15 protein-coding genes and 1 pseudogene are annotated in these 17,161 nt (G+C 60.3%); 7 read left to right on the forward strand and 9 right to left on the reverse strand.

All coding sequences use genetic code 11. The features are described from left to right. The 9 genes and pseudogenes from bcsB to AD662_RS03880 all read right to left on the reverse strand — a co-directional run bounded on the left by bcsB (position 1) and on the right by AD662_RS03880 (position 10,846). Positions 1 to 2,283 (reverse strand): cellulose biosynthesis cyclic di-GMP-binding regulatory protein BcsB, encoded by a 2,283-nt coding sequence (bcsB, locus tag AD662_RS03845; RefSeq protein WP_053185606.1) that lies wholly within the window; start codon positions 2,281 to 2,283, stop codon positions 1 to 3. Continuing rightward, a complete protein-coding gene (gene bcsA / locus AD662_RS03850; RefSeq protein ID WP_053185609.1) occupies positions 2,280 to 4,874 on the reverse strand; it encodes a UDP-forming cellulose synthase catalytic subunit in 2,595 nt (864 codons plus the stop codon). Before bcsA ends, bcsB begins: the two co-directional genes overlap by 4 nt. After that, the gene (gene bcsQ / locus AD662_RS03855) at positions 4,871 to 5,593 is read right to left on the reverse strand and encodes a cellulose biosynthesis protein BcsQ (RefSeq protein WP_053185613.1); all 723 of its coding nucleotides are present in this window, start codon (positions 5,591 to 5,593) and stop codon (positions 4,871 to 4,873) included. The genes bcsA and bcsQ overlap by 4 nt, the downstream gene beginning before the upstream one ends. Further along, positions 5,590 to 5,832, reverse strand: coding sequence for a cellulose biosynthesis protein BcsR (gene bcsR, locus AD662_RS03860; protein WP_053185616.1), 243 nt, complete (start codon positions 5,830 to 5,832; stop codon positions 5,590 to 5,592). The genes bcsQ and bcsR overlap by 4 nt, the downstream gene beginning before the upstream one ends. Beyond that, positions 5,802 to 7,430: a cellulose biosynthesis protein BcsG gene (gene bcsG, locus AD662_RS03865; RefSeq protein WP_053185619.1), complete on the reverse strand. Its 1,629-nt coding sequence runs from the start codon at positions 7,428 to 7,430 to the stop codon at positions 5,802 to 5,804. Before bcsG ends, bcsR begins: the two co-directional genes overlap by 31 nt. After that, positions 7,417 to 7,608 (reverse strand): cellulose biosynthesis protein BcsF, encoded by a 192-nt coding sequence (gene bcsF, locus AD662_RS03870; RefSeq protein WP_018612952.1) that lies wholly within the window; start codon positions 7,606 to 7,608, stop codon positions 7,417 to 7,419. The genes bcsG and bcsF overlap by 14 nt, the downstream gene beginning before the upstream one ends. After that, a complete protein-coding gene (locus AD662_RS03875) occupies positions 7,605 to 9,146 on the reverse strand; it encodes a BcsE family c-di-GMP-binding protein (protein WP_024617764.1) in 1,542 nt (513 codons plus the stop codon). The genes bcsF and AD662_RS03875 overlap by 4 nt, the downstream gene beginning before the upstream one ends. Before the next feature lie 420 nt (positions 9,147 to 9,566). Further along, positions 9,567 to 9,661: pseudogene (locus AD662_RS30055) on the reverse strand (LysR family transcriptional regulator); the annotation flags it as partial. Positions 9,662 to 9,817: 156 nt separating this feature from the next. Next, positions 9,818 to 10,846: a GlxA family transcriptional regulator gene (locus AD662_RS03880; RefSeq protein ID WP_235862385.1), complete on the reverse strand. Its 1,029-nt coding sequence runs from the start codon at positions 10,844 to 10,846 to the stop codon at positions 9,818 to 9,820. A gap of 159 nt (positions 10,847 to 11,005) precedes the next feature. On the opposite strand from AD662_RS03880, the gene AD662_RS03885 reads away from it, so the two are divergent. The 7 genes from AD662_RS03885 to AD662_RS03915 all read left to right on the forward strand — a co-directional run bounded on the left by AD662_RS03885 (position 11,006) and on the right by AD662_RS03915 (position 17,137). Further along, positions 11,006 to 11,875 carry a substrate-binding periplasmic protein gene (locus AD662_RS03885; RefSeq protein ID WP_053185627.1) on the forward strand — a complete coding sequence of 290 codons (870 nt, stop codon included), beginning with the start codon at positions 11,006 to 11,008 and terminating at the stop codon, positions 11,873 to 11,875. Between the two features lie 78 nt (positions 11,876 to 11,953). Then, entirely contained in the window at positions 11,954 to 12,742 is a 789-nt protein-coding gene (locus AD662_RS03890; RefSeq protein ID WP_018612941.1) for an amino acid ABC transporter ATP-binding protein, read from the forward strand. Beyond that, entirely contained in the window at positions 12,742 to 13,398 is a 657-nt protein-coding gene (locus AD662_RS03895) for an amino acid ABC transporter permease (RefSeq protein WP_053185630.1), read from the forward strand. Before AD662_RS03890 ends, AD662_RS03895 begins: the two co-directional genes overlap by 1 nt. Continuing rightward, positions 13,395 to 14,078, forward strand: coding sequence for an amino acid ABC transporter permease (locus AD662_RS03900; RefSeq protein WP_053185632.1), 684 nt, complete (start codon positions 13,395 to 13,397; stop codon positions 14,076 to 14,078). The genes AD662_RS03895 and AD662_RS03900 overlap by 4 nt, the downstream gene beginning before the upstream one ends. A gap of 4 nt (positions 14,079 to 14,082) precedes the next feature. Beyond that, the gene (locus tag AD662_RS03905; RefSeq protein ID WP_053185635.1) at positions 14,083 to 15,510 is read left to right on the forward strand and encodes an amidase; all 1,428 of its coding nucleotides are present in this window, start codon (positions 14,083 to 14,085) and stop codon (positions 15,508 to 15,510) included. Beyond that, positions 15,510 to 16,742: a D-amino acid dehydrogenase gene (locus AD662_RS03910; RefSeq protein WP_053185639.1), complete on the forward strand. Its 1,233-nt coding sequence runs from the start codon at positions 15,510 to 15,512 to the stop codon at positions 16,740 to 16,742. The genes AD662_RS03905 and AD662_RS03910 overlap by 1 nt, the downstream gene beginning before the upstream one ends. A 26-nt stretch (positions 16,743 to 16,768) precedes the next feature. Further along, on the forward strand, positions 16,769 to 17,137 hold the full coding sequence (locus AD662_RS03915) for a RidA family protein (RefSeq protein ID WP_053185642.1): 369 nt from the start codon (positions 16,769 to 16,771) through the stop codon (positions 17,135 to 17,137). Positions 17,138 to 17,161: the final 24 nt, after the last annotated feature.

Consider the following 17,161-nt stretch of genomic DNA (forward strand, 5'->3'; position numbering starts at 1 on the left):
CTACTCCTGACCAGCCAGGCGACGACGGGCAGCCCAACGGAGTGCGCGCCACAGCAGGAATGCCGTCAGCAGCACACTGATGGTGGCCATGACCGCTAGCAGGATCGGGTGCTCGGACAATTGGTACCAGAGCAGCAGCCACCACGGAAGGTGGCCGACGAAGTACTGCTGGCCCACCCAACTGCTGTCTACGCCACTGCTGCGGATCAGCGCCACGGAACCGGCAACGGCGTCCATTTTTCCCACGTCGCCCAGGGTGTCGCGCAGCAGTTGGTAATCGGCGTCATCGCTCGCCAGCAAGGCCACGATGCTGCGCTGTGGGTGATACGGCGACTGCAAGCCAACGATGGCGGCGATCGGTGCCTGGGCGCTGACGTCGATGCGGTTGGCACCCAGGTCGCGTTCATCGCTGAACTGACCGGCGCGGGTCGACTTGCCGCTCTGTTCGTGGGACGGTTTGAGTAGCCAGGCACGCGTCTTGTCCAGCACCAGATTGGCATCGGCACCATCGCCCACGCCCGGCGCCATGGCGCCGAACACCAGCAGATCGACATCCGCCTTGGCGTCGTCCCAGTTATCCGACAGCCGCAGGCCAAACGCTGGCAGGCCTGAGCGCGCAGAGATTCCGGCGATGGTCTCGAACACCGTACTCAGTTGCACAGCACTGCTGTGGGTCGGCACCATCACCAGGGTTTGCGACAGGTCAGCCATACGGCTGTATGGAAAACCGCTTCGGGCAAGGGCGCGCAGGTCGGGCATGGCGATGTAGTGATAGTAACCAGACAGGTCGATGGTCGACTCTTCATCAATCACGGCCTGGTTGTTCACCGGCAGTGAAGTCTGGCAACGGTCGCGCTGGGCACTGCCAAAGGTGCTGGCGAAGTTGAAGTCGAAACGCAGGGTGTTACGGTCGCCAATCTTCAGCGCTGGCACCAGCAACTTGTCGCTGTGGTTAGCCGACTCGTTGGACAACACCGCCAGGCGCAGCTCCTCCAGACGGCTGTCGGTCTTGCTTTGCAGCGCCAGGCTGGTGATGAACTGGTTGTTCAGGCTGATGCTCAAGCGCGATTCGTCGTTGACCGACGGTGGTGTGTAACGGAACTTGGTTTGCAGCCCAATCCCTTGGTTACGCCAGACGAACAGGTCAGGCGGCAGATTCACGTCCACCGTGATGGGCCGTGGCTGCAGCCCGTTGGCCTGAAGCTGCTCGGGGTACTTGATCAACTCGGCGAAACGTACCGAGCGGTCCGTGCGCATCCAGTTCGGCGCGTCATAAGGCACCCGAGGCTTGAGCTGCTCGACCTTGTTGACCGTCACGCTCGAGCCTCGGAACGCGCCTGCGCCCAAGGCCAGGGCGCGGGCCGCTACAGCCAGGTCATCTTCATTGCGACCCAATACCAGCAACACTTTGCTGTAGGGATCCTGCGGGTTGTCGATCATCTGTACAACGGGTGCATCCACGGCCGGGAACTTGTCTGTGTCAGCCAGGAAGGACGGACGATGATCGTTGGTGGCAAAGACAATGGCCGACTTGGCGCGATGGTGTTCATCAGCGGGCGGCAGCTGGTCGAACAGAACCGGGAACTGCGCACCACGCCAAGCGGCCAGACTGCCGAAATAGGACACCAGGATTCCGGCTGCACGCTGCTCGCCCAAGGTCGGCGCATCGGCCAAGACCACATTCAGGACCGGCTTGTCCTGGCCCCGAGTGTCGAAGAAGGGCATCGGAAAATAGGCCAGGTCGTTCTTGAGTGTGAGTGCCTGCTCCTGCAATTGGATCTGGCTGCTGCGCGCAACGTTCAGCCATAGCGTGCTGTTGGCCGGATCTTCGCAGACATCGGTGTAGTGGCCGACGAACTCCAAGCGTACGCGGTTGAAGTCCGAAATCAGTCGCGGGTCCAGGGCTACCGATTGGTTGACCCTCTTACCCAATTGGTCCTTTTCGATCGGTACAACGGTCATCAGCACGTCGTTGAGATACACACGTAAATGCGAGATCTGTGGCTGCAGCGAAGGCGATGGCGTGTACTCCAGCTGCAGTTTCGCGTCACTGGCAATACGATCACGACGCAGGCTGAACTCGATCTGGTCGCTATTGTGGATGCCCAGCAATAGGCTGTCGGCGGGACGGCCCAGCTGTTCGAAGCTGTACGCGGTGTTCCAGCTTGGTACGTTGCTGACCGCGGCTGGCGCGGCCGGCGCTAGTGCGGTGGCGGCCTGGGCACAAACGGTGGCCAGGAGCGCCAGACTGGCAACAAGGGTTTTGCTGAAGTAGCGGCTCATGGTGCGCTCACTGATCGAGAGTTGGGAGTTGGGGCAACTGCCGGCATGCGCGGCAGAAAACTGGCCAGCCAGCGCGATATTCGCAACGGCGGGCCGGCGATGCGGCGGATCCAGGCAGGCAGGTATTCGTAGAGGCGGTAGTAACCGGTACCGCCCAGTTTGAGAACGTCCACAAAACTGTGCAGCGGGCGATCCGGGGTGAATTTCTCGCCCCAGTTGAGCCACGCGTCGGCGCGGGCAAACGTGCACTGCACAAAGTCGACATTCTGTTGTGCATTGAGGCCGGTGAAGCTGATACCGATGAAGTGCTTGTGGCTGCGGCTGATATAGCCCGGGAACACGAATTCACGGGTGCCGCGCTGCATCATCAGCGAGATGCTCCCACCCACCGCCAGCGACTGTGGGGTGTCGAGCTGGATGCCTGCGCCACCGTCGCAATAGTCCTGCAACATGCCTGGATAACAGTGACCATTCTCAAGGCGCACTGCAGCGGGCAACTTGACGTATACCCGGTGGGTCTGGCGAACCTGGCGTACTTCAGCGGCGACCGCCATGGCGCCCCCGATGATCAGCAGGTTGTAGATCACCCAGAGAATACTCACCGCAACGGTGACAATCTCGTCGCGGGGGCCGCAGATCAGACGCCAGACGGCAAAACCCAGGCCGGTAATGTTCAGCAACGCCAGTAGCAGGTACGGCTGGGCGATTTTCCAGTCAAACTGGTTCTGCTCCATCAGGCCGCCCTTGGCGGTGACATTGAACTTGCCTTTGCTGGGGTTAAACAGTGCCACGGTGGTAGGGCGCGCGATGTACCAAGCCAGGACGGTCTCGTACACCTCCCCCCAGAAAGTCCGACGATAGTCGCCCTGCAGCCGCGAGTTGGTGAGGCTTGCGTGGATCATGTGTGGTAGCACGTACAGCAGGATCATCAGCGCCGGGGCGTAGATGATGTAGGCATGCAGGAACAAAAACGCCAGCGGCGCCATCAGAAACACCAAACGCGGCAGGCCGGCCAAAAAGTGCATCATCGCGTTGGCGTAACAGATGCGCTGGAAGAGGGTCAGGCCCTTTCCGAGCAAGGGGTTGTCGGTGCGGAAGATCTGCGCCATGCCACGGGCCCAACGAATGCGCTGGCCGATATGCGCTGACAGGCTTTCGGTCGCCAGGCCAGCCGCTTGCGGCAATTTGATATAGGCCGAGTTCCAGCCGTTGCGGTGCAGGCGTAGCGCCGTGTGGGCGTCTTCGGTCACCGTCTCGACGGCAAAGCCGCCAATCGCATCCAGCGCGGAGCGCCGCAGCACCGCGCACGAGCCGCAGAAAAACGCCGCGTTCCACATGTCGTTGCCGTCCTGAATCAACCCGTAGAACAACTCGCCCTCGTTGGGGTGCTCGCGGAATACATTGAGGTTTCGCTCGAAAGGGTCCGGTGACAGGAAATGGTGCGGGGTCTGCACCAGCGCGAGTTTCGGATCACGCAAAAAGCCCCCGGTGGTCATCTGCAGGAAAGAGCGCACAGGTATGTGGTCACAGTCGAAAATGGCGACCAGTTCGCCGTTCAGTTGCTTCAGCGCGTGGTTGAGGTTACCGGCCTTGGCATGACGATTGTCGCTGCGAGTGATGTAGCCCACCCCCACTTCGGCGGCGAACTGGCGGAAACTCTCGCGTTTGCCGTCATCGAGAATGTAGATGTTCAGTTTGTCGGCCGGCCAGTCGATGCCCATGGCCGCGTACACCGTACCTCGCACGATCGACAGGTCTTCGTTGTAGGTCGGGATCAACAGGTCGACGCTCGGCCACAGGCGCGTGTCGCGCGGCAGCGGCGCCGGTTTTCGGCCCAAGGGCCAGCACGTCTGGATGTACCCCAGGATCAGCACTACCCAGGAATAAGTTTCGGCCACCAGCAGGATCATCCCGCATATCAGGTCCAGGGGCTGGTTCCAGTTCAGGGTCGAGGTGTAGCGCCACCACAGGTAACGGCACGAGACGATGGTCGACAGTACTACCATCAACAACGTCGCAAAGCGGCCCGGAACCCGCCGCACCAGCAGGGCCAAGCCCCACAGCAGCAAGACGAATACCAACTGGGAGACGTAGCCGAAGGGCTCGGTGATGCAAAGCAACGTAAAAACGAAGGCGACGACACCGATGGCCGCGTTGATCAATCGTTGGCTGTGACGGTCCAGGCCTTTCCACCAATGGCTGCTCTGACGAATGTGCTGGCTGGACTCGGCGCGCTGGGGCAACGCTTCCAGCACCTTACCAATCCGCGTCCACTGCCGCAGGTACAGCGCTCCGACGCGTTTGAGCCAGGCAGGGGGCGACAGTGTCCACACCCGCGGCCTGGCCGGGCGAACCAGCAGTAGCCAGAGGCTTTGTACCGCATAGCGCAACGGATCGCCCAGGCTCGGCGCCTTGTTGCTCAGTTGTGGATACCAGCGCTTTGGCTGATTGAGCACTGCACGCCAGCTCGATGACTCCAGGCGCAACAACAGCCATGCCAGGGCGTTCATTGTCGCCAGCAGCAACGCAACTGGCGGAGTACAGTCATAGCGCCGACGCAGGTGAGCGTAAGGGAAAATGCGAGCGATCATGCCGTCCCCATGCGTTGGGTCAGGCACCAGGTGGCCAGGCTCAGCACATCCTGGGCAACCAGACTGGCCTGGGCATAAGCCCCCACCGGCATCTTGAACGCCTGGGCTTCGCGCATCGCTTCATCCTGATGCACGTTGAGAGGCAGCAGGCGGGCACCATATTGTTTGCGCCAGATCAGCAGCAGGTCGCGCTGCAATTGGCTGACCGGGTCGAAGCGGTTGATCAGCAGATGCTCGCGGGGGTCTTCATCCTGCTGCAACAGCACGTGACAGGCAGCATCCGCCTCGACAATCTGCAGGCGCAACGCACAGGGTCCGACACAAGCATGACCGGGCAGTCGCAAGGGCACATCGAACAGGATCCAGTCAAAGTGTTCGGCAAGGGCGGCCTGTCGGCGGCGCCATAGATTCGGCTCGTTTAGCAGGCGCTGCTCGATGTGGTCCTGCTCGTCCCGTTTCAGGCGGCCGTAAGGCAACACACTCAATCCCGGTTCCACGCTCCAGGCCTGGGTGTTCCAGCCCTTACCTTCGATCATGGCGCGCGCCCAGCCACCGCGCTCGCCGAAGCTGACACTGAAGTGCAGGCGAAGCAGGTTTTCCGGGCTCATGTCGACCAGCAGCACGCGCTCGCCCAGGCTATGCAATGCATAACCTGTGGCCGCCAGCAGCGAGCTGGTGCCGACACCGCCGCGCAGACCACGCAGGCTAAGTGCGGTCACGACAGCATCTCCAGTGCGCACTCACGTATCATCGGCAGGGCCGCCGGCTGCTGGCGTTCCATCTCTGCCAGCAGCGGCCAGCGATGCAGGGCCTTTTGCAACTCGATCTGAGCGGAGGTGTCCACGTAGTCCAGTTCGGGCAGCTCAAGCGTCAGTTTCAGGCGGGCGATGTCATCGGCACGATCCGCACGCGACTGCACCCTGGCTTTCACTTGAAGCGCTGTGGGTAAGGCAGCCATTCTGCTTTCTCCTTGATTCGTATGTAAGGTTTCCCGGCGTAGTCAACGACCACCGTGCCAGCGTTTTCGGAGACTGCCGCTGTCTGCGGCAGATTGCTCAGCAGGGCCGACCAGTTGAGACCCTGGCCATCCCCCTGGGGCTGGGCGCTATACAAGCGGCTGATGATTTCCGACAGGGCCAGGAAACTGCTCGGATCGGTGATGTGCAGGGGGGCAGAACCGGGGTTATGCCCCATGCCCACCAACTTGATGCCGACCGGCACGAGGGTAATGGCCTGGCTCGGGATCTCGCGCATGCCGGCGATCTGCATACGGTCGCCATGCAGCGCCGCACCATGCTCCGGCACGATCACCACCACTACCCGACGGCCACTGAGTTCCAGTTGTTTGATGAAGCCATTGAGGTCATCGATCAGCCCTTGGGCGAGCTGTTTGTAATCGCTGCTGCTGGTGCCGCCATCAGCGGTCAGCACACGGTTGCCGTCATGCAGTGTGGTGGTGTTGTAGAACAGCGCCACGCGATCGTTCTTTTCTGCTTCGCGGTGCTTCCACCAGGCGTCCAGTACCTGGGCATCGCTCAGGATCGGTGAACCGTCGAAACCCACCAAGGCACGCGGTAATTTGCTGGTACTGATCGCGGGACTCGGCAATGACCCTTGGGCGCGGACTTCGTCAAGGAAGCCTTCGAACTGCCCCGTGTGGTTGAGCATGACTTCGCTGGAAAAGCCCAGCTTGCTCAGGTCGTCCATCAACCTGCACTGCTCCGGGGCGGTGCCATAGAGCTGCTTGTGCGGAACCTGTCCACAACTGGCGCGCAACAGGCGGATCGCCGCCGGGCCGCTGTAGGAAGTGGCCGAGTTGAAGTTGTCGAAAATAACGTCCATCTGCTGGAACAGCGTGTTATCACGCAGCCCCACGGTTTCCAGGTCATCCCAGGCCATGGAGCAGATATTGATCAGCAACAGGTCGAAAGGCTGCGCTGCAGAGGTCGCAGGCTTGAACTCCACCTGCCGCCCAGCCTCGGTGCTATAGAACTTCTGCAGGTAGGCTTCCAGTGTCGCGCTGTCCGGGGGGGCCGTGCTCACCGCTGCAATGGCAGCGCCACTGGCCGCCGCCGCGACCGGCTCGTTGCTGGGGCTCAGGGCTAGCACATTCGCGCTGGCCAGCCAGGCTAAACCCAGCACACTCAGAGTGGTCAGGCGCAGCCAGTGCCGGACGAAAGCGTAGACCACCACCAACAGCGCCAGCAGCGCACACAGGTTCCAGTCAATGAAACGACCCATCAGTTCGACGATGTATGCACCGCTGAAATCCAGCACGCCTGGCTGGCTCAGCAGGCGGCTGAAGGGCGGCAGCCAGGTGTCCTGGTAAAACAGCGCAACACCCACGGGGATCGCGATGACTGTGCGCAGGATACGCAGATAACGATGCGGCAACGGCAGCAGCAACGCCGCCGCGAATACCAGGTTGGGCAATACCTGCAAGTTCAGGTAACCCGCCCACAGCAATACGAACTTGAGGATGAAATACAGATTCCAGGGGCCCAGGCCCGGCCAGACGCGCACTGACGCCGGGTTAATGACTTCAAACTGGCTCATTGGGCTCGCTCTGGGCTGGGGCACGACGACGCACACCACGGGACTTCAGGTAACGCGGGGGCAAGAGACCCTGCACGACAGATAGAAAATGGCGACCGAACCTGATCAGTACTACGATCAGTGCCAGGGTCAGCAGGCTGCTGAGGCCAATCACCTGGATCAGCTGGGAATAACTCATGAACAAGGGTCCGTAATGGGCAGTGTGGTGCGTCGAGGCGAATAGGCAACACGGCCGGCAGCTTCGGCGGCGCTACTGGCCGTGCGTTCTTCTGCCAGAGCGAACGTGGGAGGCAGCAAGGGCGCCGCAAGGAAGTCCTCGCGCGGCAACGCTTCAACGCTTTGGAGAATCTGGAAACTGCTGAAAAGATCGCGCCAGGCGAGCCGACAGATATTCCCCAATGCCGGTTCCAGTCCGTCCGCGCGACAGCCAAACAAGAACAGATAAAAGGCACCGTTGACCACGCAGGCGACGTCACCGAAACGACGCAAGCCGATTTGACTAAAGTACTGCTCGATTTCCAGGCCACCGCGCGGCATCAGCTTGAGCAGTTGGTGGCTGATTTCTCCAGAGGCGCCGTTATAGACGCGCTCCACCATGCCGATGAATTCCTGGGGCGTTAACAGACCGCGCTCGGGGGGCGGCCGCAGACGTTCGAATAGAGACTGGAAGTTGGTGGTGCGGCTCTGGCGCCAGGTCTGGCCCTGGGCTCTGTCGATGATGCTGAAGAAGTGCGCCAGCGTCGTCCCATAGGGCACGGTGATGTTGGCACCGCAGGACACCAGCAAACGCTCGTCCCGATAACGCAGGCAGGGCTCCATCTCGCGGATGATGATCTTCAGTGCGATACCGCAGCGCTCGCGCAGGGCGTGAATCTGACGAGCCAACGCTTCGACGTGCAGGTTGCTGTCGATGGCCACGATGATACTGGCAGCACGCGCGTGACTGGCTTGTTGGAGCAAGTCCTCGCGGCTCTCGAACAGCCTCCACTGATCCGACAACGGCGGCGAGCCTTCAAGCACAGAACGCTGGGTCAGGTAGATCCGCTGGTCGTCGGTATGGGGCGCTTGCACATTGGCCTGCTCATTGACCGACAGCGCAAACCCGTCCACCAGCAATTCGAGCTCGAACTCCTGCCCGCTGCACACGCCCAGTTCGCTGCGCCAGTAGTGCAATTGATAGCGAATACCACCATCACGGCGATAGAGCTGAGCGAGCCCGGAGATCGTATCGTTGAGCCGCAACAAACCGTCATGCAATTGAGGTGTCTGGCCATGGCTGATCACCAACAGGGAACATTGGCGTGCGCCCAGCCATTGCCTCAGGGACAGACAGCAATGCCGCAGCTGCGGCGCGACGTCGTCCTGCCATGCGCTCCCCGGCAGCATCAACACAATGGTAGTGCCGGCAACCGGAGCAGCACGGGTCAGCTCGCCGACCAGCGATTTGAGGGTCAGGCCAATGTCGTCTTTGTTGATGTCAAACAGCTTCAGCTGACCAGGACCGGTATCGGCCGCCAGTTCCTGGGCCAGGTCCTGACTTGAATGTCCGCAGCACACTAACATCCCTTGCGCATGGGCCGGCATCGCTGCCAGGCACTGGACCGCCAGCGCGGCAGAGTCGCTCGCCTGATCCACTGCCACCCAATAGAGCCCGCCGTCACGTAACAAGATCTGCTCATCGCGCAGATGGCGGATGTCTAAGGTGACCTGACTCAAATGAAACTCCCTTTTCCTTTAAATCGGATGCGGCGCGATCAGCACCTTCCCTGGCGTTACAGTTTTTCAATGCGTCACGTTTCTGACGACTAGCACAAGCTCTCCGAGCCGGGCTCAGTGTCAGACTTAGTCAGCATGAATAGGATGTTGCACTGCCAAGCAGCCCCCATGATGTTCAGGACGCAAGCTTTCAAAGCAGTATCGAGCGGCTGGAAGAGGACGAAACATCGCATTCTCCGCCGATCACCATTGCCAGACTCTCTTATGCCTCGGTGACGGCGCGCAATTGTGATGACGTCGGACTGATAGTGTCAATAAATTGTAATAAATTAGCTCAAATATTGAGCGTAAACGGTCGTCGTGATCGTTTCGCCATTTTATTGGCGAGTGGGCCGGGCAGCCTCATTTCAACACGCTGATTTATACGCGGATTTTCGGTGAAAGATGGCGACTGGACGGCCACAATGCGCAGAACTGCCCTGATCTTCGCTGTGACCGTCGAGCATCGACACCAGCCAAATCCCGCTGACGATACGGCGCTCGGCCTATACCGCCGGGTTCAACACCTTGTTGCAACTGCTGGCGATGTTCACGCTGTTCACTGCCACCGTGGTCTTTTTATTCCTGGGTCGCCAAGGCGAGGTCTACGTCGGTGTCGATTACTTGCCGCGCTATTTCCCATCTTGTTGCATCAGGGCCTTGCGTAACTTCCCTGGCGACATGCCAAACATACTCTGAAAGTGCCGAATAAAATGCGGCGCATCCGCGAAGCCACATTCAAAGGCGATCTCGCCGATCTGGCGATCGGAACTCACCAGCAGCCATCTGCCGAACCGGAGTCGGACCTGACGGTAGAACTGGGCTGGGCTGTTGTTGGTTTCAGCGACAAACAGGCGTTCCAATTGCCGTTTACTGGTGCCGACCAGATGCGCAATGGCCTCGATATCCAGGGGGTGGGCCATGTGTTTTTCCATCAACATCACGGCTTCGTGCAATCGACGATTGGATGAACTGGCGTACCCGAGCGCCTTGCGTCGGTCGACGAAACTGTTGGACGTGTTCTTTGCCACCGTCATCTGATGCACAACTTTGCCCGCACGATCCGGCCCGCAATGCAGGCCGATCAGATGAAGCGCCAACTCGATGACTGAAACACCGCCCGCGCAGGTAATCCGCTCCCCGTCGATCAGAAAGTCCCTGTTGATGACAAAGCGCAACGTAGGAAAGCGGTGCTTCCAGTCGTCGCCATGGTAGGCGTGGACACACGCCGTTCGCCCCTCCATCAGGCCATGTTGCGCGAGCACGAAGCTGCCGGTGCACAGGCCGATCAACGGCACCTGTGCGGCCGCGGCCTGGTGGAGGAACGCGGGATAGGTTTTCGGCACCGCCTCGATGGAATCGAGCAATCCACCAATCACCACGATGTAGTCGAAACGCTCCGGGTCAGCGAGTTCACTGTCGATCGGTACGTCCAGTCCGCTACTGGAAATGACTCTTTGCCCGGGCGTGCCGAGTACTTTCCATTGGCAGCGGATGGGGCGGCTTTGATCACCCGTATCGGCGGCATGCCGCAACGCATCGGTCAGCCCTGACAGCGACAGCAAGGGGAAGCGTGGCCACAACATGATGCCAATAGACAACTCGGCGGTGCCGCGGCGCATGGGTGGATGACGCGCCTGCCCATGATCGAGCCCGTCCACGAGGCTTTCCTGGGATGCCACAGGCTCTGTGCCGCCAGAATGTCGCAAATGTTCAATCATTCGTGCAAAGCATCCAACAAGTTATACCGCCGCTCCCACTACGATGGGCCGATGCGAAACGTTCTGCTGCCACCATAAAAAACGATCGAGGAGCATCCGATGAAGACGTCCAAAGTTCAGCGTTTTTCCGCTATTTGTGCCGGTTTTATGGTGTCCGTGCTGGCTGCGGCACCGGTGTTCGCGTTGGAGACAGTAGCGCCGGGAAGCCTGACCATCGCCTTCAGTGGTGATATGCCAGGAACAGGGTATCAAGATAGTCGGATGGTCGGCTATGACGGTGAAATCCTTCAACAAATTTCCGAAAAAATGGGCCTTAAGGTCAAACCGGCATTAATGGAGTGGTCAGGGACGATTGCCTCGGTGCAGTCCAAGCGCGTGGATGTCATGGCAGGCACCATGGGCTGGACCGAACAACGCTCGAAAATCATGGCCTTGAGCGACCCGATCCACTACTTCAAGAACGGTATCACTCAGACAGACAAGACCAACTGGAACAGCCTCAAGGATTTGCAAGGCAAGAAAGTTGGCACCATCACAGGTTTTTCGTTCATCCCTGAGATGCGCAAGATCGATGGCCTGCAAGTCGCCCTGTACGACACGTCTGATGCGGCCGTTCGCGATCTGCTCGCCGGACGCATCGATGCGGTGATCGGCGACCCACCGGTCATGCAATACGCCATTTCCCGCAATGAGCAATGGCACCTGCATTTCAACGCCTTCGTCGACAACGATCCGAATTTCCCATTGCTGACTGGCTTGGGTCAGGTGGTGTTCGGCTTCAACAAGGCCAGTCCGGAACTGGTGGCGGCGGTCAACGCGCAGATTCAGACGCTCTGGAAAAACTGTGAGATGCGCAAGATCGGTGCTCGCTACGGCCTGACTCAGGATGTCTGGTTCATGCCCGAAGGCAAGGACCTGCGCTTGGGCGTCGACCGCCCGGCGGACTGGACGCTGCCCGGCTGCAAATAAGTGTGTGCGGCGATGGGGCGGACTCCTGCGGATGCACCGACTCATCGCCATGCCTATAACAAAAAGAGGTTAGCCAAGATGTCGAGCCCGTCTGACGCCGCGTTGCTGCGCGTGCACGAATTACACAAGAACTATGGCGATCTGGAAGTGCTCAAGGGCATCAGCCTGGAGTTGAAGCCCGGTGAGACCCTGTCGCTGATTGGCCCAAGCGGATCTGGAAAGTCCACCTGCCTGCGTTGCATCAATTACCTGGAAAAACCGACCAGTGGCGAGATCTGGCTGGGGAACGAGCTGATCGGGCAGGTCAAGGACGGTCAGCGTTTACGCCTGATGAGTGACCGGGAGATGGCTGCGCAGCGCCGCGAGATCGCCATGGTGTTCCAGTTGTTCTATCTCTGGCCGCACTTGAACGTGCGCGATAACGTCGCGCTCGGTCCGATCAAGGCCCAAGGCATGCCGCGCAAGCAGGCGTATGAGTTGGCCGACGCGATGTTGGAAAAAGTCCATCTGCGGCACAAGGCTGAGTCTTATCCCGAGCAATTGTCGGGTGGTCAGCAACAGCGGGTCGCCATCGCCCGGGCTTTGGCCCAGCAACCGAAAGTGATTCTGTTCGACGAACCGACCTCGGCGTTGGATCCCGAGTTGGTCGGCGAAGTGTTGGCCGTGATTCGCGAGCTGGCGGAAGAGGGCCGCAGCATGATCATGGTCACCCACGAAGTGAGGTTCGCCCGCGATGTGGCGGATCGGGTGATCTTCATGGACGGCGGGCGCATTGTCGAACAGGGGCCGTCGGCGCAAGTGATCGACAACCCTTGTCACGAACGCACCCGCAGTTTTCTTGGGCGCATGGCTGTGGAGAGCGCTTGATGGCGAATCTGGAAACTTTCCTCGGGCTGCTGCCCTTGCTGTTGAAAGGCGCAATGAACGCGCTGGAAATCGCCCTCTGCACCTTGGTGCTGGCCAGCGCGGGCGGTCTGGTGCTGGCAGTTTTACTGACATTCAGCCGATCTCGACTGGTACACGGCGCCATCGCCTGTTTCATCGAATGGATGCGCAACGTGCCTGCGCTGGCGCATCTGTTTCTGATCTACTTTGGGCTGTCCTATCTGGGAATCAATCTGCCCGCGTGGCTGGCGGCCATCGTCGGTTTGAGCCTGGTAGGCAGCGCCGTGCTAGCCGATACTTTCCGAGCCGGCTTGCAATCGCTGCACGTCGGCCAGCATGAAGCCGGGCAGGCCATCGGCCTGCACCGTATGCAAATTCTGCGCTACATCCTCTTGCCCCAGGCCCTGCGCGTTGCGTTGCCGGCCTATGCCAACTACGTCACGCAATTGATCAAGGACACGTCCATCGCCTCGGCCATTGCCGTGCCGGAAATCATGTTCCTGGCCCGCAATCTTGTGACATCCACGTTCCAGACCTCGCTGATTTATCTGGCGGTGATGTGCATCTATGCGGCGATGATCCTGCCAATTGGCGTGGGCTTCATCCGACTTGAACGTCATCTGGGGGCGGCGCGATGATCAGTTTTTTCCAGCAGTACCCGGAATACTGGAGCGACTGGATCGCGCGCCTGCTACTCGGCGCACGGGTCAGCGCCGAGTTGTCCCTGGCAGGCTTCGCCCTGGCGGCGATGTTGGGCGCGTTACTGGCCTGGGCGATGAAGAGCCCCAGCGTACTGCTCAAGCGTCTGGCCGTGTTCTTCATCCAGGGGATGCGTGCGGTGCCGCTCCTGGCGTTGCTGCTGGCACTGTATTTCACCTTGCCCAGCCTCGGGCTGACGCTGTCGGGTTACTGGGCCGGCGCCATCGGTCTGGGCTTGCAGGGCTCGGCCTACGTCGCGGAAATCCTGCGCGGTGGACTGGACTCCTTGCATCGAGGCCAGCGTGAGGCGGCCATCGCCACCGGCCTGACGCCATTGCAAGCCTTCACCGCCGTGATCTTTCCGCAAGCCATTCGCGGCATGTTGCCGCCGTTGCTCAATGCCTACGTGTCGATTCTGAAGGACAGCTCCCTGTGCGCCCTGATCGCCACCGATGAGTTGATGCTGGCGGCCCGGGCCATCGCGTCCGAATCCTTTTTGCCAATGCATATTTTCCTGCTGGTGGGGCTGTTCTATTTCGTCATCGCTTTCCCTCTTTCTCTGTTATCGCGAGTGCTGGAAGTACGATTTTCTCGCGGACGCAAAACCATTCGAGGTTGAACACATGAACATCATGGATCGAACCGCTTCCCACAGTATTGGCCAGTTGCGGCAAGCGCTGGAGTCCGGAGCGCTCACGAGCGAGTCCCTGGTTTGCGCGCAACTGGAGCGGATCGAGCGCTTCAACGGTCAACTCAATGCTTATGTCGAGGCCTATCCCCAGCGTGCGCTCGGTGCCGCCATCGCGGCCGATCGGCAGCGGGCTGCCGGTGTCAACCTGGGGCCATTGCATGGCATTCCAATTGCGATCAAGGATTTGTTCGAGATCGACGGCAAGGCCATAACCGGTGGTTCGCTGGCGCAGGAGCCGCGTATCTCGCGGCTCACCGCCACGGCAGTCCAGCGACTGGAGCGTGCCGGGGCGATCATCATGGGCAAGACCCACACCGTTGAATTTGCTTTCGGAGGGTGGGGCACAAATGCCGTGATGGGCACGCCGTGGAACCCATGGGACCGCGAAGTGCATCGTGCTCCAGGGGGTTCCAGCAGTGGTTCAGCGGTGGCCGTGGCCGGCGGATTGGCAAGCGCGGCATTGGGCACCGACACCGGCGGCTCGGTGCGGATTCCCGCGGGTATGTGTGGTCTGGTTGGCCTGAAAACCACGCGTGGGTTGATTAGCCGTCACGGTTTGATTGAATTGTGTCCATCGCTGGATTCGGTGGGGCCGATTACCCACACCGTCGAAGACGCCGCGTGGATGCTTGACGCGCTGCTGGGGCCGGACCCGCTGGATCCGGTCTCGGCCAAGTCGCCAGTGTTCAGCGCCGCGGCAGGTTTGAATCTTCCGGTGGCCGGTCTGCGCATCTGGGTGCTGCCACAGACCGAACGCGTACACATCGCGCCTGGCGTATTGGCAGCCTATGACCAGGGGCTTGAGCAATTGGCCGCACTGGGCATGCATCTGGTCGAACAGCCGCTACCGACTTCGCTGGAGCAGTGCATGCGTGTCGCCGGTGGCCTCATGAGTGCCGAAGGCTACGCCAGCCTTGGTAGCCTGTTCGAGCGCGATGATCTGCGCTTCGATCCTCATGTGCAGCGTCGGGTGCTGAGCGGGCGCGCCATCGACGCGGCGGCTTATATCGATTTGCACAACCAGCGACGTGTTGCCCGTCAAGCCATGGACGAGGCCATGTCCGATGTCGATGCTTGTGCATTCCCGACCAACGCCATTGGCAGTGTGCCGTTGAGTCAGGTCGATGAGTACGGTACGCCCCTGGCCTTGCTCGGCCGTTTCGCCAACCTGCTCAATCTCTGTTCAGTGGCGCTGCCGGTGGGCTTCGACGAACAACGTATGCCGGTCTCGATGCAGATCGTCGGGCGTGCTTTCGCCGAACCATTGGCCCTGCGGATCGCCCACGCTTACCAGCAAGTCAGTGATTGGCACCAACGGCGGCCTGTGGGTTGGGACCTGTCGGACAGGGTGGTGGCGTAATGGAAATCTGTGTCGTCGGCGCTGGAATCGTTGGCTTGAGCAGTGCCTGGTTTTTACACAAGGCCGGTCATAACGTCACCGTCATCGATCGTGCGGGGGAGGCAGGCATGGGCGCCAGCGCTGCCAATGGAGCGCAATTGAGTTACAGCTATGTGCAACCGCTGGCTGATCCCTCTCTGTTGCCGGGCATTCCGAAAATGCTGTTGGCGCGCAACGGACCGCTGAAGTTTTCGCCGCAATGGAGCGTGGAACAATGGCGCTGGTGTGTGGCGTTTCTCGCGGCCTGCCGTACGTCCATTTCGCGCCAGACCACTGTCGAGTTACTGGAACTGGCGCAGGAAAGTCGGCTGGCGCTGGACGCCTTCATCAGTCAGGAAAAGGTGCAATGCGATTTCGCCCGTACCGGAAAACTGGTTCTCTACCCCGATGCTGAAAGCCTGCGCAAGGCCGGCGATCAGGTGAAATTCCAGGCCGCCCAAGGCGCCAGGCAACAAAAAATCGTCAGCCCCGCCGAAGCCTTGTCGATCGAACCTGCACTTGAGGGCTATAAAAAGGCGTTTCACGGCGCGATCCATACCGACAGCGAATGCGCGGTCGATGGGCGCAAGCTTTGTCAGGAGCTTGCGAGATTATTGAGCAAGCAGGGTGTGCGTTTTCTGTTCGACAGTGAGGTTGCCGCTTTCCGACGTGAACGCGGGCGCATCACCGCGTTGGAGATCCACCACGCCATCGAAGGCCCAGCGCTTTTAGGAACGCAGGCGGTCGTGCTGGCGGCTGGTGCTTACAGTGCGGGGTTGTTATCAGCGTTCGGTGTGCGCATGCCGGTCTACCCGCTCAAGGGATACAGCATTACGTTGCCGATCACTGATTCGATGAATGCACCGACGGTCAGCGTGACTGACATGCGGCGTAAAACAGTGTTCGCCCGGATCGGTGATCGCTTGCGCGTCGCGGGGATGGTGGAGTTGTGTGGGCTGGATGCGTCGATTCCCGTTAAGCGTATCGAACAACTGAAAGCCTCGACGCAGGCATTGTTCGGTTCGGGATGGAACACCGATGATTGTCAGCCCTGGACCGGTTGGCGTCCGGCGACCCCCACCGGGCGGCCGATTCTGGCGGTCAGTGGTTGTGACAACCTGTACGTCAATTGCGGCCAGGGTGCGCTGGGCATGACCTTGGCATTCGGTAGTGCCCAGCGTCTGGTCCGGTTGATCGGTAGCGCAGCACCTTAACGTTCTCAATTCATGGAATAAACCCGATGGCAACGATTCAACGTTTTCAGAGCAGCGTGCGGATGTCCGGTGTGGTCAGCCATGGCGACCTGCTTTACCTCTCCGGCCAAGTGCCCACTGATCTGCAGGTTGGCATTGAAGAACAGACGCAGCAGGTACTGGCCAAGATCGAAGCCTTGTTGTCGCTGGCGGGCAGCGACAAGGGCCAGCTTTTGAGCGCACAGATCTGGCTCAAAGACATTGATCGTGACTTCGCGCTGATGAATTCAGTGTGGGACGCCTGGCTGCCAGCGGACAGTGCTCCGGCACGGGCCACTGTTCAGGCACGTCTGGCGCGGCCTGAGGTGCTGGTGGAGATTATGGCTATAGCGGTGAAACCTGCTGCTGGAGTTTGAGAGGGGCGGGGCGACTCATTCTTT

The sequence above is a fragment of the Pseudomonas kilonensis genome (assembly GCF_001269885.1).
Taxonomy (GTDB): Bacteria; Pseudomonadota; Gammaproteobacteria; order Pseudomonadales; family Pseudomonadaceae; genus Aquipseudomonas; species Aquipseudomonas kilonensis.